The organism is Haladaptatus sp. W1 (assembly GCF_001723155.1).
Classification (GTDB): Archaea; Halobacteriota; Halobacteria; order Halobacteriales; family Haladaptataceae; genus Haladaptatus; species Haladaptatus paucihalophilus.
The window spans coordinates 18,013-39,580 of sequence record NZ_MEIH01000376.1; the positions used below are offsets into that span (position 1 = coordinate 18,013).

Annotated in this window: 19 protein-coding genes and 3 pseudogenes; 7 read left to right on the top strand and 15 right to left on the bottom strand. The window is 61.7% G+C overall.

What is annotated here, in order from left to right; translation table 11 throughout:
* The first annotated feature begins 119 nt into the window (after positions 1-119).
* The 7 genes and pseudogenes from BG842_RS22995 to BG842_RS23025 all read left to right on the top strand — a co-directional run bounded on the left by BG842_RS22995 (position 120) and on the right by BG842_RS23025 (position 5,257).
* The gene (locus BG842_RS22995) at positions 120-461 is read left to right on the top strand and encodes a hypothetical protein (protein ID WP_007978333.1); all 342 of its coding nucleotides are present in this window, start codon (positions 120-122) and stop codon (positions 459-461) included.
* A 78-nt stretch (positions 462-539) separates the two neighbouring features.
* Positions 540-1,838 (top strand): annotated as a pseudogene (locus BG842_RS23000) (MFS transporter).
* Positions 1,839-1,910: 72 nt separating this feature from the next.
* Complete coding sequence (locus BG842_RS23005; RefSeq protein ID WP_007978331.1) at positions 1,911-2,276, top strand: hypothetical protein; 366 nt, start codon at positions 1,911-1,913, stop codon at positions 2,274-2,276.
* 66 nt (positions 2,277-2,342) lie between these two features.
* Positions 2,343-2,570 carry a DUF6684 family protein gene (locus BG842_RS23010; RefSeq protein WP_007978330.1) on the top strand — a complete coding sequence of 76 codons (228 nt, stop codon included), beginning with the start codon at positions 2,343-2,345 and terminating at the stop codon, positions 2,568-2,570.
* Between the two features lie 33 nt (positions 2,571-2,603).
* Positions 2,604-4,370: a cbb3-type cytochrome c oxidase subunit I gene (locus BG842_RS23015; RefSeq protein ID WP_069452626.1), complete on the top strand. Its 1,767-nt coding sequence runs from the start codon at positions 2,604-2,606 to the stop codon at positions 4,368-4,370.
* A 227-nt stretch (positions 4,371-4,597) separates the two neighbouring features.
* On the top strand, positions 4,598-4,834 hold the full coding sequence (locus BG842_RS23020; RefSeq protein WP_083252721.1) for a cox cluster protein: 237 nt from the start codon (positions 4,598-4,600) through the stop codon (positions 4,832-4,834).
* 24 nt (positions 4,835-4,858) lie between these two features.
* Positions 4,859-5,257: a universal stress protein gene (locus BG842_RS23025; RefSeq protein WP_069452627.1), complete on the top strand. Its 399-nt coding sequence runs from the start codon at positions 4,859-4,861 to the stop codon at positions 5,255-5,257.
* A gap of 83 nt (positions 5,258-5,340) precedes the next feature.
* Here the strand turns inward: BG842_RS23025 and BG842_RS23030 are convergent, their stop codons facing one another.
* From BG842_RS23030 to BG842_RS23100, 15 genes and pseudogenes are all read right to left on the bottom strand, one after another.
* The gene (locus BG842_RS23030; protein ID WP_069452628.1) at positions 5,341-5,997 is read right to left on the bottom strand and encodes a co-chaperone YbbN; all 657 of its coding nucleotides are present in this window, start codon (positions 5,995-5,997) and stop codon (positions 5,341-5,343) included.
* The gene (locus BG842_RS23035; protein WP_069452629.1) at positions 5,990-6,736 is read right to left on the bottom strand and encodes an ABC transporter ATP-binding protein; all 747 of its coding nucleotides are present in this window, start codon (positions 6,734-6,736) and stop codon (positions 5,990-5,992) included. The genes BG842_RS23030 and BG842_RS23035 overlap by 8 nt, the downstream gene beginning before the upstream one ends.
* Positions 6,733-7,491: an ABC transporter ATP-binding protein gene (locus BG842_RS23040; RefSeq protein WP_069452630.1), complete on the bottom strand. Its 759-nt coding sequence runs from the start codon at positions 7,489-7,491 to the stop codon at positions 6,733-6,735. The genes BG842_RS23035 and BG842_RS23040 overlap by 4 nt, the downstream gene beginning before the upstream one ends.
* Positions 7,491-8,624: a branched-chain amino acid ABC transporter permease gene (locus tag BG842_RS23045; RefSeq protein WP_069452631.1), complete on the bottom strand. Its 1,134-nt coding sequence runs from the start codon at positions 8,622-8,624 to the stop codon at positions 7,491-7,493. Before BG842_RS23045 ends, BG842_RS23040 begins: the two co-directional genes overlap by 1 nt.
* Positions 8,621-9,556 (bottom strand): branched-chain amino acid ABC transporter permease, encoded by a 936-nt coding sequence (locus BG842_RS23050; RefSeq protein ID WP_069452632.1) that lies wholly within the window; start codon positions 9,554-9,556, stop codon positions 8,621-8,623. The genes BG842_RS23045 and BG842_RS23050 overlap by 4 nt, the downstream gene beginning before the upstream one ends.
* A 128-nt stretch (positions 9,557-9,684) precedes the next feature.
* The gene (locus BG842_RS23055) at positions 9,685-11,052 is read right to left on the bottom strand and encodes a substrate-binding protein (RefSeq protein ID WP_175424260.1); all 1,368 of its coding nucleotides are present in this window, start codon (positions 11,050-11,052) and stop codon (positions 9,685-9,687) included.
* A 217-nt stretch (positions 11,053-11,269) separates the two neighbouring features.
* Positions 11,270-11,881: an acetate uptake transporter gene (locus BG842_RS23060; protein WP_069452634.1), complete on the bottom strand. Its 612-nt coding sequence runs from the start codon at positions 11,879-11,881 to the stop codon at positions 11,270-11,272.
* 195 nt (positions 11,882-12,076) lie between these two features.
* Positions 12,077-14,046: pseudogene (gene acs / locus BG842_RS23065) on the bottom strand (acetate--CoA ligase).
* Positions 14,047-14,216: 170 nt separating this feature from the next.
* A complete protein-coding gene (locus BG842_RS23070) occupies positions 14,217-14,978 on the bottom strand; it encodes a molybdopterin-binding protein (RefSeq protein ID WP_069452635.1) in 762 nt (253 codons plus the stop codon).
* Positions 14,979-15,034: 56 nt separating this feature from the next.
* Entirely contained in the window at positions 15,035-15,214 is a 180-nt protein-coding gene (locus BG842_RS23075; protein WP_069452636.1) for a hypothetical protein, read from the bottom strand.
* An 88-nt stretch (positions 15,215-15,302) separates the two neighbouring features.
* Complete coding sequence (locus BG842_RS23080) at positions 15,303-17,003, bottom strand: methylmalonyl-CoA mutase (protein ID WP_069452637.1); 1,701 nt, start codon at positions 17,001-17,003, stop codon at positions 15,303-15,305.
* Positions 17,004-17,064: 61 nt separating this feature from the next.
* On the bottom strand, positions 17,065-17,505 hold the full coding sequence (locus BG842_RS23085; RefSeq protein ID WP_069452638.1) for a hypothetical protein: 441 nt from the start codon (positions 17,503-17,505) through the stop codon (positions 17,065-17,067).
* A gap of 65 nt (positions 17,506-17,570) precedes the next feature.
* On the bottom strand, positions 17,571-18,323 hold the full coding sequence (locus tag BG842_RS23090) for a CBS domain-containing protein (protein WP_175424261.1): 753 nt from the start codon (positions 18,321-18,323) through the stop codon (positions 17,571-17,573).
* 148 nt (positions 18,324-18,471) lie between these two features.
* Positions 18,472-19,953 carry a DHH family phosphoesterase gene (locus BG842_RS23095; protein ID WP_069452640.1) on the bottom strand — a complete coding sequence of 494 codons (1,482 nt, stop codon included), beginning with the start codon at positions 19,951-19,953 and terminating at the stop codon, positions 18,472-18,474.
* A 249-nt stretch (positions 19,954-20,202) separates the two neighbouring features.
* A pseudogene (locus BG842_RS23100) lies at positions 20,203-21,568 on the bottom strand (NADH-quinone oxidoreductase subunit N); the annotation flags it as partial.

Below are 21,568 nucleotides of genomic sequence, written 5' to 3' on the forward strand. Positions count from 1 at the left end.
AAGCACTCGTTCGACGCGAACACCGTGTCTGCTCGCCGAACGGCGGCGGGACCACGCCTCGCCAACAGCCTCTTCCACGGGACACAACCCTTTTCGGTCGTGCGACAGAACGGGAGGGTATGGCAGACGAGGAAGCCAACGACAACGGAGACGAGGAGGAAAAGACATTCCAAGAGCGCGTCGAGGAAATCCGAGAGAAACGCGCGAAAGAGGGCGATGAAGACCGGGACGAGCGCCTGAAGGAGGCGATGGGCGGCGGCGGCCCCGGTGGAATGGGCGGTAACCCGTTCGCACAGATGATGGGCGGCATGATGGGCGGCGGCCCCGGCGGTATGGGTGCCAGTCGTGGAAGCGAGAGCGGAAGCGACGAAGACCTCGTTCGTGAGGTGCGGCAACTTCGGGACGAAGTTCGTGACGCCACGCGACAGCTCCAGCGCATCGCGGACGCGCTCGAAGAGTAACCGTCGTCTACTCTTTCGGCAATTCACCGAACCAAGGCAGAGATTCTTATACTTCGCCCACCATTTCGATTCGTAACTGTGTCGGGAGAGACGAGTGGCGGGTCGCTTCGCCTGTTTCGAAACCGCGAGTTCATCGCATTGGCGGGAACCGCATTCGCCCGGAGTCAGGCGTATTCGACCATTCTCATCGCACTGGCGCTGTACGCCGACATGTTCCACACGACGAGCACCGTCGAAGGGCTGTTCGGAGCCGCGTTCGCGGTGGTACAACTCCTCATCGTGCTCCCGCTCGGGCGGTACATCGACATCCGCGACTCCAAGCGCATCCTGCTCTTCGGACTGTTCCTCAACGTCCTCGTCTTCGTCGGCTTCAGCTTCGTCGAGACGGTCGAACACGTCATCCTGATGCGCGTGCTGCAGGGCACCGCCGCGAGCATCCTCTGGCTGACCGGAACGACCGTCGTCGGCGAGATCAGCGACGACGGGTCCCGCGGGCTCTGGATCGGGACGTACAATCAGGTCGGCGCGTTCTCCAGCCTGTTCGGCGATATCTTCGGCGGACTGCTGTTGTACCTGTACGGCTTCGAGACCACCTACGCCGCACTGAGCCTCATCACCATCGGCGCATTTCTCGCCGTGTTCTTCTTTCTCCGAGACAACCCCGGCGGGCGGACGGACCCGGAGGATGCGAGCAGTCGGGAAACGTTCGAAACCCTCCTCGGGCGGTCGGCCATCAAGGCGCTCGTGTTCTTCCGCCTCTCGTTCAGCGTCGGGAAGATGGCCGTCATCACCTTCCTCCCCATCTACGCCTACACGCAGTTCGACATCAATCCCTTCGTCGTCGGCGGCATCATGGCGGGTGGAAAGCTAACGAAGTCGCTCACGCAGGGCAAAGTCGGCGACTGGACCGACCGCGTCGGGGAGAAATACAAATTCATTCTCGCGGGGGCGCTCGTGTACGCGCTCGGGACGGCACTCATCCCGTTCGCGGGACTGGCAAAGGACTACATTCCGGGGATGACCGTCTCCGCGTTCGGCGCCGAGATGGCGCTTCCGGGGCGTTTTTCGTCCTCTTTGCGGCCTACGCTGTGCTCGGTGTCGGCGACAGTCTCCGTCTCCCGCGAGCATGGCGCTGTTCGTCGAGGAGGGGAGCAGTTCGAGGCCGTCGGCTCCAGCCTCTCGCTTCGCTCCATCGCCTGGAAGGTCGGGCAGGTCGGCGGTCCCGTGTTCATCGGCGCGATTTGGGACGCGACGAGCGTTTTCGTCGCGTTCTGGGCGGCGTCGGGGTTCATCATCGTCTCGTCGGCCGTCTTCGCGGTCCTCTACAGCACCGAACCCGCGCCCGGCGAACACGTCGATGCCGTGGGCGGGGACTGAGCCGCTGACGACCATGAAGCCGACGACGATAAAGACGCAACCGTGAAAGCACTGAAGCCCGAACCCACGTGCATGGACGAGCAACCGGGACTTTCCGATCAGTACCGAAAATCCAGTCCGTGGCCGCTGTTCGTCGCGTTCGGTCTCGCGCTGTTCGAGACCGGTATCGTGATGGCGAACTTCCTCTTTCCCATCGCCGTCGGTGGCATGTTGATGTTCGTCGGTAGCATCGTCGGCATTCTCCGCGAGTCGGAGTACATCAGCGACCCGTGGAAGGCGCTCGTCGCCGCATCCGTCGTGTCGTTCGTCATCGGTGGCGTCATCTGGCAGACGACACAGGGGTCCGTCCAGCTTCGTGGGACGGCGATTCTCATCGGCGCGGGCGTCCTCCTCATCGGGGGCATCGCGGGGTCGCTCTGGCAACCGGAACCCATCTGAGACGGGCCGACGGCCGAACACGAACCACTAACCTATTTTACCTCGTGTTCGCTACGTTCAGGTATCATGGCAGAAAGTGTCTTCGACAAAGAAACACTCCTCGACCTCACCGTCAACATAATCCCGCTCGGGATTCTGGCGTTCTTCCTGATACTCTTCGTCGGATTCAGTGCGTGGGGCGGTAGCACCCTCGTCGGAGCCGTCAGCTTGGGCCTCGTCATCGTCCCGTTCGCGCTCCTCGCCCTGTTAACGTATATCGCGGCACTGAAAATCGAGGCCACGGGCGGAACCTAACCTTTCTTTACCTTGTAGTTCACACGCTCCTCTATGGCAGCTACTGGGCAGATAGCTCTCACCGTAGTCATGGGAGTGTTTTTGCTGGCGGTCGCTTCGTTCCTCGCACGGATCGAGGACTGGCGGTCTTATACACCTCTCAGCAGCGGGGGCTACGGGTACGCAGAATCGACCGGGCAGGCGCATAACGAGAAGCCTGCCGGAATCATTCGTTGGTTTACGACGGTAGACCACAAGGACATCGGCATCCTGTACGGGACATTCGGCCTCATCTCCTTCGCGTGGGGTGGCATCGCGGTGCTCCTCATGCGGACGGAACTGTTGACGCCGAACGCGGACCTATTCAACGCAAACCTGTACAACAGCCTGCTAACGACGCACGGCATCACGATGCTGTTCCTGTTCGGGACGCCCGTCCTGGCGGCGTTCTCGAACTACTTCATCCCGCTCCTCATCGGCGCGGACGACATGGCGTTCCCGCGCATCAACGCCATCGCCTTCTGGCTGCTACCGCCCGCGGCAATCCTCATCTGGATCGGCTTCCCGCTCTTCATGTTCGCCGGTATCGAACCGGCACAGACGAGCTGGACGATGTACACGCCGCTCTCGTCCTGTGGCCCGTCCGCCGCAGCGGCGGGCGCGAGCTGTCAGGCACAGGTCAGCCCGGCGACGGACATGATGCTGCTCGGCCTGCACCTCTCCGGTGTCAGCGCCACCATGGGTGCCATCAACTTCATCGCCACCATCTTCAGCGAGCGCGGCGAGGACGTCGGATGGCCGGACCTCGACATCTTCTCGTGGACCATCCTCACGCAGTCGGGCCTCATCCTGTTCGCGTTCCCGCTGCTCGGCAGCGCGCTCATCATGCTCCTGCTCGACCGTAACTTCGGAACCACGTTCTTCGCGGCGAACGGTGGCGGACCGGTCATGTGGCAACACCTCTTCTGGTTCTTCGGGCACCCGGAGGTGTACATACTCATCCTGCCGCCGATGGGACTCGTCAGTCTCATCCTGCCGAAGTTCGCGGGCCGGAAGCTGTTCGGGTTCAAGTTCGTCGTCTACTCGACGCTCGCCATCGGCGTCCTCTCGTTCGGTGTGTGGGCCCACCACATGTTCGCAACGGGTATCGACCCGCGCATTCGTGCGAGCTTCATGGCGGTGACGATGGCAATCGCGATACCGAGCGCAGTCAAGACGTTCAACTGGATTACGACGATGTGGAACGGTCGGCTCCGGTTGACCGCGCCGATGCTGTTCTGTATCGGCTTCGTCTCCAACTTCATCATCGGAGGCGTGACGGGCGTCTTCCTCGGGTCGATTCCGCTCGACCTCGTGCTCCACGACACCTACTACGTCGTCGGTCACTTCCACTACATGGTGATGGGTGCCATCGCCGTGGGAGCCTTCGCAGGCTTCTATTACTGGTTCCCGATTTACACCGGTAAGATGTACCAGAAGTCGCTCGCCCACGCACACTTCTGGCTGACGATGATCGGAACGAACGTGACGTTCTTCGCCATGCTGTTCCTCGGTTACGGCGGCATGCCCCGCCGGTACGCGACCTACCTGCCGCAGTTCACGACGTGGCATCAGGTCGCCACGGCAGGCGCGTTCATCCTCGGCATCGGCCAGTTCATCTTCGTCTGGAACATCGCCCAATCGTGGCTCGAAGGCCCACCGGCCCCCGCCGACCCGTGGAACCTCGGCGAGGACGGAATGCTCACGAAGGAGTGGGACTGGTTCGCAAAGAAGCAGGAAACCGCTCTCACCGACGGCGGCGAAGAACCCTCTGACGAGTAGACTTCTGACGGCGGTCGGTCGACTTTTTTCGGTCGTAGAAAACGAAGTAGCTACGTCGACGCGAGCACGATACCCATTACGAACATCAGAACGACGATGCCGGAGAGGACGAGCAGGAGCAGTTCTTTTTCGGACATACTCGGACTTAGCGCCTGTGGATGAAAAGGCTAATCCTTGCCCTGTCGAAAGGGTTTCTCGTGCCATCTCGACTTCGCGGTCGCTCGCTCGTGGTCGGCCTGTACGTCCTCATCGTGTCGTTCGCGGGGTTCGTGGGCGTCCTCCTCGGCGCGTTCGGTCCGGAGGACATGCGCCCCGTCAAACTGTTCGGCATCATCCAGTTACAGCCGACGCCGGTTGACCTCGCTATCTTCGGAATGGTGACCATCGGCCTATTCCTCGGTATCTTGCTCTCGCTGGTCGTGTTCGTCTCCGAGCGATACGATGAGGCGCACCCCAAGGGATAAGACGGTTGCCTTTGACTTGTTACCATGTATCACGTCCTACTCGCGGTGGACGAGACCGAATCGCGCGCGGTGGCGCAGGCGAATGCTATCATCGACCTCTCCGAGGCGAAGGCCGACGTACAGGTTACGCTTCTCCATTCCTTTACCGACAATCCGAGTGGTGCCTCTGCACCACAGATAACGGGCGTCCGACGAGCGAAGGATGCCCTCGAAGCCGCCAGGGTCGAGACCGACATCGTCGAAGCGAGCGGAAACCCGGCGGACACAATCCTCGATGTCGCCGAAGATCGTGATGTCGATTGTATCTGCGTTGGTGGACGTAAACGCTCACCAGCAGGAAAAGCCCTGTTCGGCAGCGTCGCTCAGTCGGTCATCCTGACCGCGAAGCGTCCCGTACTCGTCGCAGGCGAGGGTCAACGGTAGACGGCGAGGGCGAACCGTTACGAAAACAGTTGAACGGGTGAGCGGATGCGTCGTAGACGACCGGCATTCGGAACAGTGACCTCTCAGTCGTACACTTCCCGGAGCGACTCTACCAACGCGTCGGTTCCGATGGCTCCCGTTACCGTCTCTCGGCACTCACCGTCCCGGAAGCAGAGGAACGATGGGACCTCCGTCACCTCAAATTCGCGTCGGAACGCCACAACGTCGTCTCCGTCGATACCGGCGAACGCTACGTCGTCGGGGATTCCTGCCCGGAGTTCGGGTAGTTTGGCGGCGACGGCCTCGCACGGTTCGCAGTCTCGTTTCCAGACCGAGACGATGCAGGCGGGATGCGTTTCCAGGAAGTCCCGATACGTCTCGTCGGTGAGGTGGTTCACACCGTCGGGAACCGGCGACGACGGGCCGACTTCGGCGACCATTTCGGACATCCGTCCCAGTTCCGCTTCCGTGTACTCCCCGTCCAAATGGGCACGGAGCGCGAGGTAGTAGCTGAATCCAGCACGAGTTACGCCGCTATCGAGAGCCTCGTCACGTGAGATGTGGAACGTCTCGGCGATGCTCTCCGCGAACGCCTCGGGCGTGATGCTCGCGTAGGTGTCGTAATATATCGACCAGCGGTGCTCAAAGTCGTCCGTCAGCGCGACGGTGCCGTTCTCGATAACTACGCCCTCATCGACGAGGACGTCGAACAGCGCATCCGGACTACTGGTTTCAGACACCAAGGTATCGCTCCCTCGTTTCGTCGTCGCCGCGGAGTTCGGCCGCGGTTCCGTCGAAAACGATCTTCCCTTGGTCTACGACGTAGCATCGGTCGGCGAGTTTGATAGCGGCCGCCGCGTTTTGTTCGACCAGCAGGATGGTCGTTCCTGTCTCGCTGATGCGTCGAATGGCGTCTTCCACGTTGGCGATTATCTGCGGCGCCAACCCCTCGTACGGTTCGTCCAACATCAACAGGTCGGTGTTCTGTTTCAGCGCCCGCGCGATGGCGAGCATCTGCTGTTCGCCGCCGGACAGCGTTCCGGCTTTCTGGGTCTGTCGTTCCCGTAGGCGCTCGAACTCGTCGTACACGTCTTCGGTCGTCATGCCGACGTGTTCGACCTGCGGTATCGACCGTCCGACCGTGTTCGACTTGTTGTGAACGACCTCCGCGAGGTGGAGGTTCTCCTCGACGGAGAGGTTGGGGAATACGCGACGTTCTTCGGGAACGAGCGAAATGCCTCGTGTGGAGATGTCCTCCGGTTCCATCTTGGTGATGTCCTCGTCCCTGAATCGAACCGCCCCGCCGCGCACGTCAGGCGGACGTGCGCCAGCGATGCTCCGGAGCGTCGTCGTCTTGCCCGCACCGTTGCGTCCGAGGAGCGCACACACCTCACCTTCCTCGACTCGCATGGTCACATCCCGCAAGATGTGGCTTTCTCCGTAGTAGGCGTTCACGTCTTCGAGGCTGAGCAGACTCATAGCTCGACACCTCCGAGATACGCCTCCTGAACCTCCGGGTGGCCCTGAACTTCGTCGGGCGTCCCTTGCGTGATGACGCGTCCACGGTTCAGCACGATGATACGGTCGGAGACGTTGAACACGATTTCCATGTCGTGTTCGACCAGCAGGATGGTGAGACCGAGTTCCTCCTTGACGCGCTCGATGAGGTCCACGGTGGCGTGTGTCTCCTCGGGCGACATCCCGGCCGTGGGTTCGTCCATCAACAGGAGGTCGGGTTCGCTCGCCAGCGCGATGCCGATTTCGAGGCGGCGTTTGTCCCCGTACGGCAGGTCCGCGGCGGGAGCCTCCCGTTGACCGAGTAACCCGACCGAATCCAACGTCCGGCGGGTCAGCTTGTCAACCTCGGAATACCGTCGCTGGTGACGGAGGAAATTGAACCTGAACGACCCGTGTTCGGCGGCGAGAGCGGCGATACGGGCGTTCTCCTCGACGGTCAGGTCGGGGAAGATGGACGCGGTTTGGAACGATTTACTGATTCCGGACTGAACGACCTCGTGGGGTTCGAGGCCGGTTATCGACTCGCCTTTGAACCGAATATCGCCCGTCGTCGGGTCGAGCATCCGCGTGATGAGGTTGATGAGCGTGGACTTTCCCGCTCCGTTCGGGCCGATGACGCTGACGCTCTCGTTTTCGTGAATTTCGATGTTCACGTCGTCGACGGCGACGAGACCCCCGAACTCCTTGGTGAGTCCGCTGGTATCCAAGAGCGCCATCAGTTGTCACCCTCCGGTTCGGCGTCGGTCGCGGGTCCCGAAACCACGTCACGGACCCGCCCTACGATACCCCAGATTCCCTCGGGGAAGAGAGCGATAACAGCGACAAAGATGAGCCCGAGGATGAGGTGCCAGTACGGCTGAATTGCGGGATTGCCGCTTACGACGTTCTCCACGTAGAGATAAAGCCCGGCACCGAGCATCGGGCCGACCATCGACCCGACGCCGCCGAGGACGGTCATGACGACGATTTCACCGCTCGTCGTCCAGTACAGCGATTCGACGGGAACGTACGAGCCGTGAACGACGAAGAGGCTCCCGGCGACACCGGCGAACGCGCCCGAGAGGATGAACGCCATCAGCTTGTAGCGCCAGACGTTCAATCCGACGAACGATGCGCGTTGCTCGTTCTCCCGAATCGCCTTGAACACGAGCCCGTACGGCGAATGAAGGATTCGGACGATGGCGGCTACGCAGAGGACGGTGATAGCCCCGACGAACACGTAGAGCCAGTCGCCGAGCAGTGGGACCGGCGTACCGAGTGGAATCGACTCGAACGCAGAGAACGCATCGAGGAATCCGAAGAGATTCCCCACGTTCACGTCGGTGAACCCGTTTTCCCCGTTCGTCAATCCTTGAAGCGGCGAGAGGGCAAGATAGTAGGCCATCTGGCCGAATGCAAGCGTCAGGATGGAGAAATAGATGCCACCGCGCCGCAGCGAAACGAAGCCGAGTATCCACGCCAACAGCACGGCGAACAGGGTTCCGAACAGCACCATGAGCACCGGACTGCCGCTTACGCTGGCGCTGAAGATTCCGGCAGCGTAGGCCGCACCGCCCCAGAAGGCGGCGTGACCGAACGACAGCAGCCCCGTGTACCCGAGGAGCAGGTTGAACCCGAGCGCGAAGATTCCCCAGATGAGGATGAGCGACGCCAGCGACTGATAGCCCCGAAAGAGGCCGCTGATGACCGGCGCACGGACGAACAGCCACGGGAAAACGGCGACGGCGAGTACGGTAAGGCCGACGATGGAGCGTTCGCTGCTGCCGAATCGGTCCAGCGTCGAAGCGACGTCCGATTCGATCAGCGAGGGGCCGTCTTCGGTCGTCCGCTCGGACGTTTCGTCGTTCATGATGCAACCTCCTCGCTACCGAGCAGACCTTGTGGCCGCGCCAGCAGAATGATGGCGGCGAGCACGTAGATGCCGACCTGTGACCACTGCGGTGCGACCGCGACCAACGACGAAAGGGTGAGTCCGATGAGAATTCCGCCGACGACCGCACCCCGAATACTTCCCACGCCGCCGATGACGACGACGAGGAAAGACGGGACGAGCACTTCCATCCCGATGTTCGGGTTCACCGCGTAGAGCGTCCCGCCGACCACACCGGCGATGCCCGCGAGCGCCGCGCCGACCCCGAACACCATGAGATATGGACGGGTGATTTTCACGCCGAGGAGGCGAACCATCTCGGCGTCACGGGTGCCCGCACGGACGACGAGGCCGAAGTCGGTGTACTCGATGAGCAAGTACACGAGCGCGACCAGTACGGCGGTGATGGCGATGACGTAGAGACGCCAGATTCCGATGGTTCCCACCAGTGGGAGCGAAACAGGGCCGGTAAACTGGGCGGGTCGAGCGAAATTGTAACTCTGGCCGCCGAACAGGATTTTGAAGGCTTCTTGCACGACGATGGCAAGGCCGAAAGTGAGCAGGATTTGGTCGGTGTCGGGACGGTCGTAGAACGGTCTGGCGACGAACCGTTCCATCAGCAATCCGACCCCGAAGACGACTATCGGAACGATAACGAGTGCGGGGAGAAATCCCCAACCGAGACCGACCTGTCCGAACCCCCATTCGGCGAGTTTTCCGTCAGCGATGCTGATGTTGAGCGTGATGAGGAGTCCGAGATACGTCCCGATGAGGTACAACGCCCCGTGAGCGAAGTTGACGAACTTCAGCGTGCCGAGAATTATCGACAGCCCGATGGCGACCAACACGTAAATGGCTCCCTGCTGAAGCCCGTTTAGTAAGATCGTCGCTAGTTGTGAAACGATACTCACGTCTACCCCTCCCCGCCGTGTTTAGATATCATGTGTCTGTAGTTTGTATCATCAATGGTAGTCATTCTCTATCAGTGTGGTCACGCGCTACCGAACGGAAACGTCGGAGTGCATCGTGACCAAATCGATTATTTGTAGGAACCGAGCTCACACTTCGAGGCCGGACCCTGTCCGCACTCGTAACCGAGTTGGTCGCGGGAGGTGATCTGGACGATTTCGAAATACTTCCCGGACTTCTGCTCCGATTTCGGCAGTCCTTTCACGACCGGTACCGCGCGCTGGGCCTGGTGATCACACTTGCGCATCGTCTCCTGTTCCATCCCGAGGTTGCTGTACTCGTAGTCTTCGAGCTGCTTGATGACCTCTGGCGGATAGAATGTCTCGGCTCGCTCGGCCGCCGCTGCGTACTGGAGTGTTTGGGCGTAGGCGAGCTGTGCCGGACCCGACGGAACCCGTCCGTTGTACTCCTCCCCGAAGAACTTCGTGAACGAGTTGGAGGGTTCGTTGTCGATCTGTGAGTCCCATGCGACGGTACCGTAGATGCCATCGATTGCGCCGCCCGCGGCTTGCGCCATCGGGCGGTTGTAGAGGGGCATCACGATTTCCATATTTTGGTCCAACCCCGCTTGTATCGCCCCCTTCAGGGAGTTCGCTCCGTCCAGCCCGTAGTGATTCAAGAACAGGGCATCAGCTCCGGAGTTGGCCGCCTCCGAGAGATACGAGGAGAAATCCTTGGTTCCCAGTGGCGTGGCCACGCTTTTGACTTGCGACCACCCCGCCTCCTCGAAGAACTTCTTCATCGATGCCTGCTGGGTTTTCCCCCAACTGTAGTCGGCGTACAGTTGATAGAACTTGAGGTCCTTCCCGTACTCTTCTGTCACCACGGGTGCGAGTGCCTGCCCCGTCATGTAGGCGTTGAACATTTCACGAAAGCCGTATCGAGCACAGTCCTTCCCCGTCGTATCGTTGGAGTGGGTGAGGCAGGCCATGAACATCACTTTCTCCTTTTGGCAGAGACCTTGGACGGCGATGGCCACGGCACTCGACGAGCCACCGGAGACCATCATGACGTCGTCCCGGCTTATCATTCGCGAAGCTTGCTTGCGGGCTTGGTCGGAGTCGGTCCCGGTGTCGCCGGTCACGTAATCGACCTGTTTGTCGAGAACGCCGTCGCCCGACAGGTCGTCCCAGCTATCGACCCACCCGCCGCCGTTGTTCAGGTGCTTTACCGCCAACTTGTACGCCCGAAGCTCGTCCTTCCCCTCCGAAGCATAGGGTCCGGACTGCGGAACGTTGAATCCGAGCGTTACTTTGTCCCCCTCGACGGGATAGTTGCCCAGTGCCGGGTAATCCTCATTACCCCCACCGCCACCGCCGTCACCACTGCCACCGTCGTCGCTCAAACAGCCAGTCAGACCCGCGATACCAGTTGTTCCAGCCGCTCCCGCGACCTTAACGACATCTCGACGAGTTAGCCCATCTTTGACGTGTGCCATACTAACACTCACCAATCAATCCATAATAATAGTTAACGTATTATTCCAGCCCAGATGGGTCGCATAATAAATGCCGACAGGGGGAGAGTATATATTTCCACCACTACGGTAACAGTTATGTCTGACTTGCATCAGCATCGAATTACTGTTCGAAAATATATACTTCGCAGAATCGCGCTTCGGTGTCTCCCGTTCTCTTAAAAGCGAGCTCGATCGTTCAATCCGCGGGCTGTGTCTGCTGACCCGAGCTCGATCCGATGGGTGTGCTTCCTAGCGGCACGACTTCCTTGTCGTACGCCCAGTTGACCACCTCGGCGAAGCTGACGAACATCGCGTCGAGACCGGTGAGGATGCCGACCCAACCACCGGCGACGCCCAGCCAACCGATGTCGAGGAAGTCGCCGAAGCCGAGCAAGTAGAACGTGATCGATAGCAGGAGGAACACGCTCCAGAGCGCCCAGTTCAGCTTGAACGTGGCGACCCACATGTACGTCGTGAAGACGCCCCAGAGGATGAGCGCCATCCCGAGGGTGGGAACGTTGAGGGGAATCCACCCGGTCTCGGTGAAGATGACGAGCAGACCGAACCACCACCAGAACGCGCCGTAGCTGGTGAACGCGACGGTACCGAACGTGTTCCCCTCGCGGTACTCGAGCATTCCCGCCATCAGCTGAATCGTCCCGCCGAACGCGAACGCGAGCGGGACAACGACGAATTCCCCCTCCGCGGGGAGCAGTTTTGCGTTTATCATGCTCAACAGCACGGTCGTCAGCCCGAAGCCGACGAGTCCGAGCGGTGCCGGGTTTCCGGTTCTCGTATCTGCGGGCATCTATTTTTCCCCCCACAGCGTGTCTACTCTACGTAATCGCTCATCAATTTCCCCGTAGCCCGTTGCCTGTGTCCCATTTTCAATCGACATTCGTTATACTCTCCTCGTGGTTGTTACCGGGCATCCACATATAATATTTTCCTATGGAGAAAATATTACTAAAAGTGAAAAGAAATTAAGAAAAGATATCTATCGTTAATCCTTTTGAACTTTCTCCTGAATATCCTCGACGACATCCGGGTTGCGGAGCGTCGACGTATCACCCAGTTCGTCCTCGTTGGCGATGTCCTCCAACAAGCGCCGCATGATTTTGCCCGAGCGCGTCTTCGGCAGTTCGGGTGTGAAGATTATGTCCTCGGGACGGGCGATGGGTCCGATGCCGTCCTCGACGCCCTCCACGATACGGTCGTACAGTTCCTCGTCGCCCTCGTAACCTTCCTCGGTGATGACGTAGGCGTAGACCGCCTCGCCCTTCACGTCGTGGTGGCCGCCGACCACGGCCGCTTCGGCGACGCCCTTCACGCCGACGATGGCGCTCTCGATCTCCATCGTTCCGAGACGGTGCCCGGAGACGTTGAGAACGTCGTCCACGCGGCCGAGAACGGTGATGAATCCGTCCTCGTCCAACTTCGCGCCGTCCTCCGGGAAGTACACCCACTCGTCCGCGTCGGGGTCGGAGTACTCGGTCCAGTACTCGCTGATGTAGCGGTCGTCGTTCTTGTAGACGGTACGGAGCATTCCCGGCCACGGCTTCTGTACCGTGAGGTAGCCCGCGCGTCCCGCCTCGACCGGTTCGCCCTGCGTGTCCACTATTTGCGCGTCGATACCCGGAAGCGGCGGCCCGGCGCTGCCGGGTTTCATCGTACCGATGGCCGGAAGCGTCGTGACCATCATGCCGCCCGTCTCGGTCTGCCACCACGTGTCCACGATTGGGCAGTTCTCGTGGCCGATGTGTTTGTAGTACCACTTCCACGCCCGCGGGTTGATGGGTTCGCCGACCGTTCCCATCAGTCGAAGACTGGAGAGGTCGTGTTTGTCGGGATACTCCGACCCCCACTTCATGTACGCCCGAATCGCCGTCGGCGCGGTGTAGTAGATGTCCACCTCGTAATCCTCGACGATTTCCCAGAGGCGGTCCTTCTCGGGATAGTCGGGGGTTCCCTCGTACATCACGCTGGTCGTCCCGAGCGAAAGCGGACCGTAGACGATGTAGGAGTGACCCGTAATCCATCCGATGTCGGCGGCACACCAGTAGGTGTCCTCGGGTTTGATGTCGAGGACGGCATGCGAAGTCCACGATACGTAGGACAGATAGCCCGCCGTGGTGTGTTTGACGCCTTTCGGCTCGCCCGTCGTTCCCGAGGTGTACATCAGGAACAGCATGTCTTCGGCGTCGCGCTCGACGGGTTCGACCTCCGCACCCTCCTGTTCAGCCACGAGGTCGGCGTAGTCGTGTTCGTCGGCACCCATCGGGTGGTCGTACTCGTCGCCGAGTCGGTCCACGACGACGGTCTCCACGTCGTGGTCGACTTGCGAGACACCTTTGTCCGCCTTCTCCTTGTGATGGAGCGGGTCGCCGCGCCGATAGTACCCGTCACAGGTGATGAGGTACTCGGACACCGCGCTCTCCATCCGCGTGGCGAGCGCGTCGGCCGAGAACCCGGCGAAAACGACGCTGTGGGGGCGCCGATGCGCGCACACGCCAGCATGGCGATGGGCAGTTCCGGTATCATCGGCAGGTACATCGTCACCACGTCGTCCTCGCCGACGCCCATCTCGCGGAGTGCGGCCGCGAACTCGTTTACCTTGCGGTGGAGTTCCTCGTACGTGAACGTCCGCGTCTCGCCGAGTTCGCCGATCCATTCGATGGCAACCTCGTCCCCTCGGTCGTCGAGGTGTCGGTCGAGACAGTTATACGATGCGTTCAGCGACCCGCCGGTGAACCACTTGTAAAACGGCGCGTCGTCGTCTTCCAGCACGGTGTCGTAGTCCTCGTACCAATCGAGCAGGTCGGCCGCCCGCTCCCAGCACTCCGGCCAGTTGTCCTCGAACTCGTCGTAAATCTCGGGGTCCGATACGTTCGCCTGCTCGACGAACGATTCCGGTGGCTCAAACGATTCTGCCTCTTCGAGCCGCGCTTCGAGTTCCACGGTATCGTCTGTCATATATCCATGCTAGCATGCTTTTACGAGGTGCATAAAGATATGCTATGTTCGCCGACCATTTCGAGAATCGAAGTTGAAATCCATCGACAGAATCGGGATGAAAACTACCCCCTTCGACCCCCGTCGTTTCGCCCGGTTTCACCGTCCATCTCGCACCCGGTTCGGTCCGCTCACTCGGCGCGTCGTTTGCCCGCCGCATCCGGTGTCACTTCCTCGACGTTATCGCGCAACCACGTCGTCGCGGCGGCGACCGCTTCGGCGTCGGTCGATGTGACCTTCAATCGGCCCGGGTCGTCGTCGCGTCCCGGATAACTTCCGACGGCCACGTCGAAGCGCTCCCTGACCGTTTCGAGAACGTCGCCGAGTGCGCCCTCGGGTGCCGGTGTGTACATCGTCTCCGAGACGACTTCCCCGCCGAACTCGTCCGCGACGAGTTCGAACATGGCCTTCATCTCGCGGGGAATGCCGGGAAGGACGTAGACGCCCTCGACCGCACAACCCGGGGCCCACCCGACGTCCGTGAGCAGGGGCCTCCCTCCCGCGGGCAGCGTCGCGGCCTCGTCGAGGTCCAAATCGAGGTCGTACTCGTCGGTCAACTCGGGGTTCTCCTCCGCGAACCGGCGCGCCTTCACTTCGAGACGCTCCCGGACGTCCGTATCGACGGCCTGTTCCCGGTCGAGCGCGGACGCCACCGCGTCCATCGTCACGTCGTCCGGCGTCCCACCGAGTCCACCGGTCACGATGACCGCATCGAACGACTCGTTCCACTCTCGAACCGTGTTTTCGATTATTCCCTTCTCGTCGGGGACGGTCATGATTCTCCGAACCGACCCGCCCCGGTCGTGGATTTCCGTCGCTAACCACGTCGCGTTCGTGTTCACCGTGTCGCCCGCGAGAATTTCGTCGCCGACGGTGAGAATAGCCACTTCCATGGGTTCGAGCTATCGCACTCGACGAATAAAATCGCTCCGCTGGATGTCTTCGATACCTATCGCGTGTCGGAGTTCGTCGGCGCTACTGCCCACCCGACGGTGAACAGCGTCCCGACGGCAACGAGGAGGAAGGCGAGGAGTACCCACGGCGTGTGTGGAACGACTATCACGAGAAAGATGGCGAGCAGCGTACACTGCAGTCCGATAATCGGCGCTCGAAGCTCGTCTGCGCTCATACTTCTCACACGACGGTTGGGAAAATGAAAACCGTGAATTCGGTCCCATCGACGCTACTCGTCAGGCCAGTTCAATCTTCTCCGGTCGTCAGGCCAGTCCTATCTTCTCCTGATACGTGCCGTGTTCGGCCTCGAACACGTCCATGATTTCGCCCATGGTCGCGTACGCCTTCACCGCGTCCACGATTGCGGGCATGACGTTCTCGTCCTCGTCGATAGCCGTCTGCAGGTCGTCGAGAGCCGCTTCGACCGCCTCGTCGTCGCGCTCTTCCTTGACCTCGGCCAGTCGAGCGAGTTGGCGTTCTTGGGTCTCCTCGTCCACCTTCAGGATTTCCGGTTTGGTGTCCTCCTCGATGTCGTACTTGTTGACGCCGACGACGATTTCCTCGCCGTCCTCGACGCGCTCTTGGTACTCGTAGGACGCCTCCTGAATCTCGCGGTGGAAGTAGCCGCGGTCGATGCCTTCGAGCACGCCGTCTCTCACCGAACCGTCGCCCATCTCCTTGATTTCCTCGATGTAGGCCATCGTCTTCTCCTCGACTTCCTCAGTGAGGGATTCGACGGCGAAACTGCCGCCGAGCGGGTCGATGATGTCCGCCGCACCGCTCTCCTCCGCGATTATCTGCTGGGTTCGCAGGGCGACGCGGACGGACTGCTCGCTCGGGAGCGCGAGCGCCTCGTCGAAGCTGTTCGTGTGGAGGCTCTGGGTGCCGCCGAGGACGCCCGCGAGCGCCTGAATCGTCACGCGGACGATGTTGTTCAGGGGCTGTTGTGCGGTGAGCGACTGCCCGGCCGTCTGCGTGTGGAACTTGAGCTGTTTCGACTTCTCGGACTCCGCGCCGTACCACTCGTCCATCACGGTCGAATAGATGCGGCGACCGGCCCGGAACTTCGCGACTTCCTCGAACAGGGAGTTGTGCGAGTTGAAGAAGAAGGAGAGTTGCGGCGCGAACTCGTCCACGTCCAAGCCGCGCTCCATCGCGTCCTCGACGTAGGCGAAGCCGTCGGCGAGCGTGAACGCGAGTTCCTGCACCGCTGTCGAACCCGCCTCGCGGATGTGGTAGCCCGAAATCGAGATGGGCTTGATGTTCGGCGTCTCGTCCACGGCGAACTCCACCGTGTCGGTAACGATGTCGAGCGACGGTTCGGGCGGGATGACCCACTCCTTCTGCGCGATGAACTCCTTCAGCATGTCGTTCTGGAACGTACCACGGATTTCGTCGCGGGGGACGCCCTGCTGGTCGGCCAGCGCGACGTACATGGCGAAGATGACGGGCGCGCTCGGGTTGATGGTGAAGCTGGTCGAAACTTCGTCCAAATCGATGCCGTCGAAGAGAATTTCCATGTCGCGCAGGGTGTCCACCGCCACGCCCTCCTTGCCGACCTCCCCGTCGGAAAGCGGGTCGTCCGAGTCCTTGCCCATCAGGCTCGGCATGTCGAACGCCGTCGAGAGTCCGGTCTGCCCGTTGTCGATGAGGTAATGGAACCGCTCGTTGGTCTCCTCGGCCGTCCCGAACCCGGCGAACTGGCGCATCGTCCACGTTCGTCCGCGGTACATCGTCGGGTAGACGCCGCGCGTGTAGGGGTCTTCACCCGGATAGCCGAGGTCCTCCTCGTAGTCGAGGTCGGAAACGTCCGTCGGGTCGTACAGGTCGTCCACTTCCAGATTCGAGACGGTGGCAAAGCGGTCCTTCCGCTCACCGAATCGCTCCAGAACGGGCGAGTGGGTCTCGTCCTCCCACTCCTCTCTGGCCTGCCGGATTTCCTGCAGGTCGTCCTCGTCGTACATGCAGGTAGTTTCTGCCGGGCAATCCATTAAGGATTCGGTGGCGATTTTTGCGTCGGTTTCGTCAGCCGAGGACGGCGACGGACACGCGGTGCGGTCCCGCCGCTGTGTCGAGTTCGACCGCTTCGACGAGATGGTCGCGGACCCGCTCGCGCCACGCCGCGACCGCGGCCGCGTGTCGGTCGTGGTGGACTTCCACGTCGTACTCGCCGTCGGGGTCGGCGACGGTCGGGTCGGTTTCGTCGACCCGGGGATAGCTCGGCGCATCCTCGGCGACGAGTTTTCGCGGCGGAATTCGAATCGGGGCGGGACCGCCGAGACCGTCGTCCACCGGTTCGCTCTCCTGTACCACGTGGAGTCTGGCGCGCACCCGCCCGGCGAACGGGGCCGTGATTCGAAGCACCGCCTCCCGCCCCCGCTCGTTCGCTTCGAGCGCAGTCACCACGTCGTCCGCGTGGACCACCACGACGCGGATGGCCGTCGGGTCCCTGCTCTCGCCCGGCATGCGTTCCGATGGGTCACGGAGCGAGTTGTAGGTACCGCCGAATGACGAAGCGACCGAGAGAATAGCTACTGCAACCGCTTCGTCGTCTCCATCAGCGGGTGGCGGGCGTAGTCAACGACCTGGATGTCGTCGATACTTTCGAGGCCCTCCTTGCGCGCCGTCTCCGCCATGCCGAGTTCGACCCGGTGGTCGGTGATGATGACGTAGGCGTCCATCCGCTCGATATCGAGCCTGTCGGCGGCTTTCGCCCGGTGGTGCCCGTCCGCTAGCAGGAGGGTGCTACCGTTTTCGATGACGACCAGCGGTTCGGCCAGTCCGCGCTTCATCTCGTACACGCGACCCTCCAGTTCGTCGGCGTAGACCTTGCCCTGCGTCGGTACGAGGTCGGCGAGTCGAACCTTCCGGCGACTCTGTGTGACCTCAGTATCGTGGATGGATTCGAGGGTGCGCATGAGCTTCCCCACCTTCTCGGGGGTGACGCGCTCGATTTGGCTCCGGATGAAGTCGGTGTTGGTGATGATACCGACGAGGTTGCCCGCGTCGTCCACGACCGGGAGTTTCTGGATGCCCGACCGGAGGATGACCCGGGCGGCGTCGTTGACCACCATGTCCGGGTGGGCGACGATGAGTTCCTGCGTCATCACCTTGAAAATCGGTTCCTTCTCGTCGGCGAGCAGGAGGTCGCGGGCGCTGACGAATCCTTCCACGCGTCGGCCGTCACACACCGGGAATCCGTTGTGTCCGTCGCTTTCGGCGATTCGCAGGGCGACCTCCTCGACGGTCGCATCGGGGGAAACTGTCGCCACGTCGCGGGTCATGTACTCCTTGACTTTCGCTTTGATGCCCTCGGTTCCGCCGTCGGAAGCGATGCGAACGCGAGACGGTGACTTGCGGCCCGCTTCCTCCTCGGCCTCGTCCATGTAGAGTATCGATGCCCCGGTGAGGGAAAAACTTCCCGACCGCCCGTCACTCGTCGTCCGCGAGTTGAATGTCGAACGCCGCGACTCGCTCGCGGTCCGAATCGAAATCGTCGGGTCCCGGACGGGAGCGGACCGTCTCGAAAAACCGGTCGGTGATGATATCGCCGACGATGGTCGAGAGGGACTCCTCCTCGTCGTCCTCGACCTCACCGAGCAGGCCCAACGGAATCTGTGCGCCCGCCATGTCGGCGTGCCCGCCCGCGCTGCCTATCTGCCCGAACGCCGCCCGCATGGTTTCCCCGAGGTCGACGTCGGTGCCGCGTGCGCGCGCGGAAACGTACACGGTTCCGTCCATGAAGCCGAACACGAGCGTGACCGTCACGCCATCCATGTTGAGCAATCGATCCGCCGCCTGCGCGAGCGCATCGCGGTCGGACAGCGACCCCACACAGCTCGCCAGCACCGTCCCGTCGAGTTCGCGGTTCCGAATCGCCCGGGAGATAGTCTCGAACGTATCGGCGCTGATGGAGGGCGCCTCGACGCGATCCAAGGTGCTCGTATCGGCGTGCGGGAGCAAAAACGACGCCGCCTCGAAGTCGGCGACGGACACCTCGCGGGTGAAGTCCTTCGTATCGACGCGAATACCGTACAGTAACCCGGTCGCGACCCGCTCGTCGGGGGAGATGCCGAGCTGTTCCAAGTGGTCTGCGAGCAGGGAACTCGTCGCCCCGACGCCGCTCCGAAGGTCGACGAATCGCGCTTCGACGGGGTGGTTCGGCGGATGGTGGTCGATGACGACATCGACGGGAATCTCCTCCGGCAGTTGGTCGTTGACGCCCGGACTGGAGTGGTCGACCAGCGCGAGTCCGTCGAACTCCGATATGTCGGCACCGACTTCGAGGTTCCTGAGGTCCAAATCGAGCAAGTTGACGAACGCGCGATTCTCCTGATGCGAAATCGCCCCGAAGTAGCACGCTTCGGCCTCCGTACCGACCGATTCGGCCATCCCTTCCAGCGCGACCGCGCTCGCGATGGCGTCCGGGTCGGGGTTGTCGTGCATGAAGATACCGAGCTTGCCGTCGATGTCGCGGAGGGTGCGTTGCAGTTCGTGCGTACGAAACGCGGTATCCCCGTCCGTCAGCGGAAGCAAGTGGTCGACGAGCGCCGCGCCGGGGTCGATGAACTCGTCCGCCAGTTCGTCGAGGTCCGCCCGCATCTCCGTCGACGGGCCGTCACCGGCGTAGACGACGAGATAGGCGTCGGGACGGACGTCGCGCAACGCACGTGCGGCCTGTCGGTTTTGCTCCGGGTCGTCCCCGAAAACGAATGCGAGGTCGACGGCTGGTCTCTGTGCGACTACCTCCGGGTCCGTCGGGTCGCCGCGGGTCGCCGAAACGCCCTCCGTTCGGAGCGTTTCGACTCTACTTTCGCTCTCGTCCACGACGACGAGGCTTCCGGACCAGTCGGCCACCGATTCAACGATGGCATGCCCGACGGAACCACAGCCGAGCATGAGCCGCGAAACCATCTTACCCCCGATTCATAGTCGGACACCTAAAACTTGTTGGGAATCCGTTTACAGCGTCGAGCTGCAAAAATCGGACGAGAGACGTACTTTACGCGGCGATTCGATCGGCGAAAACGTGTCTGAACGGCATCGATATCATCCGGTCGTTTTGCGCGATACGGATGGCTCACGATTTGTACGATACGGGCGACTCACGACCGAAATCGTCGAATCGAAAAAGACGAAAAACGCGAACGGAAATCGTGCTGTTCAGGCGAACAGCGTGGCGGCGGCGTTGTACGCCGTGTCCGCCACCGGCCCGAACGCGAACAGCAACGCGACCGTCACGACTGCGGCGGCGACGACCGCAACGTAGAGGCCCGTCGGCGTGCTTCGAATCGTGAAGTCGCCCTCCGGGTCCTCGACCCACATCGCTTTCACGACGCGGCTGTAGTAGAACAGCGACAGCGCGCTGTTTATCGCACCGACCGCGGCGAGCCACCAGAATCCGGCACCGACCGCGGCACCGAACAGGATGTACTTGCTCATGAATCCTGCACCGACCGGGAGACCGGCGAGGTTGAACAGGAACACGGTCATGGCGAGACAGGCGATGGGAGCCTTCTCCGCCAGTCCGTTGTAATCCTCGAACGTCCGGCCGACGCCCCAGTACTCGACCAGCGCGATGAACAGGAACGCACCCGTGTTCATGAAGCCGTAGACGAGCAGGTGGAGCATCGCACCGCTCAGCACACCGCTGTTGTTACCGCCGTAGAGAGCGGCCAGTCCGATGAGCACGTAGCCCGCGTGTCCGATCGAGGAGTACGCGAGCATCCGTTTCACCTTGTCCTGCGTGGCGGCCGCGAAGTTCCCGAGCGTCATCGTGACGACTGCGAGAATCTGGAAGACCAGCACCCAGTCGATGGTTCCCGAAACCAGTGCGAACGGGAACGCGGTGACGAACACGCGGAAGGCGACTGCGAACCCGGCGGCCTTCGAAGCCGACGAGAGGAAGCCCGAAATCGGCGCTGGTGCGCCTTCGTACGCTTCCGGTGCCCAGAAGTGGAACGGGACGGAGGCCGTCTTGAACGCGAAGCCAGCGACCACCATCAGCACGCCGACGCCGAGCACGCCGCCCAGCCCGCTGAACCCTTGGCCGAGCGTGGTGGCGATGAGGTCCAGCTGCAGGTGTCCGGTGACACCGTACACGAGGCTGATACCGTAGGCGAAGATGGCCGACGAGAGTGCGCCGATGAGGAAGTACTTGAGACCCGCCTCGACGCTTCCGCGGTTCTTCTTCAGCATCGCGACCAGCGCGTAGGACGGGAGGCTGGCCAGTTCGAGGCTGATGAACACCGTGGCGAGGCTGTTCGAGCTCGCCATCAGCGTCATCCCGGTCGCCGCGAGGACGACCAGCGTGTAGTACTCCGCCTGATAGGAGTTACCCTTCAGGTAATCGTAGCTGGCGATGCTCACCAGCGCGGTGACGCTGGCGAAGATGAGCACGAAGAACAGGCTCATCGTGTCGACGACCATCGCGTTCCCGTACAGCGGAATCGGGTTCTCGCCCGTTCCGGAGGTGATGATACCACGCCGCGAGACCGCCTGCAACGACCGCACCGAGCGTCGAGATACC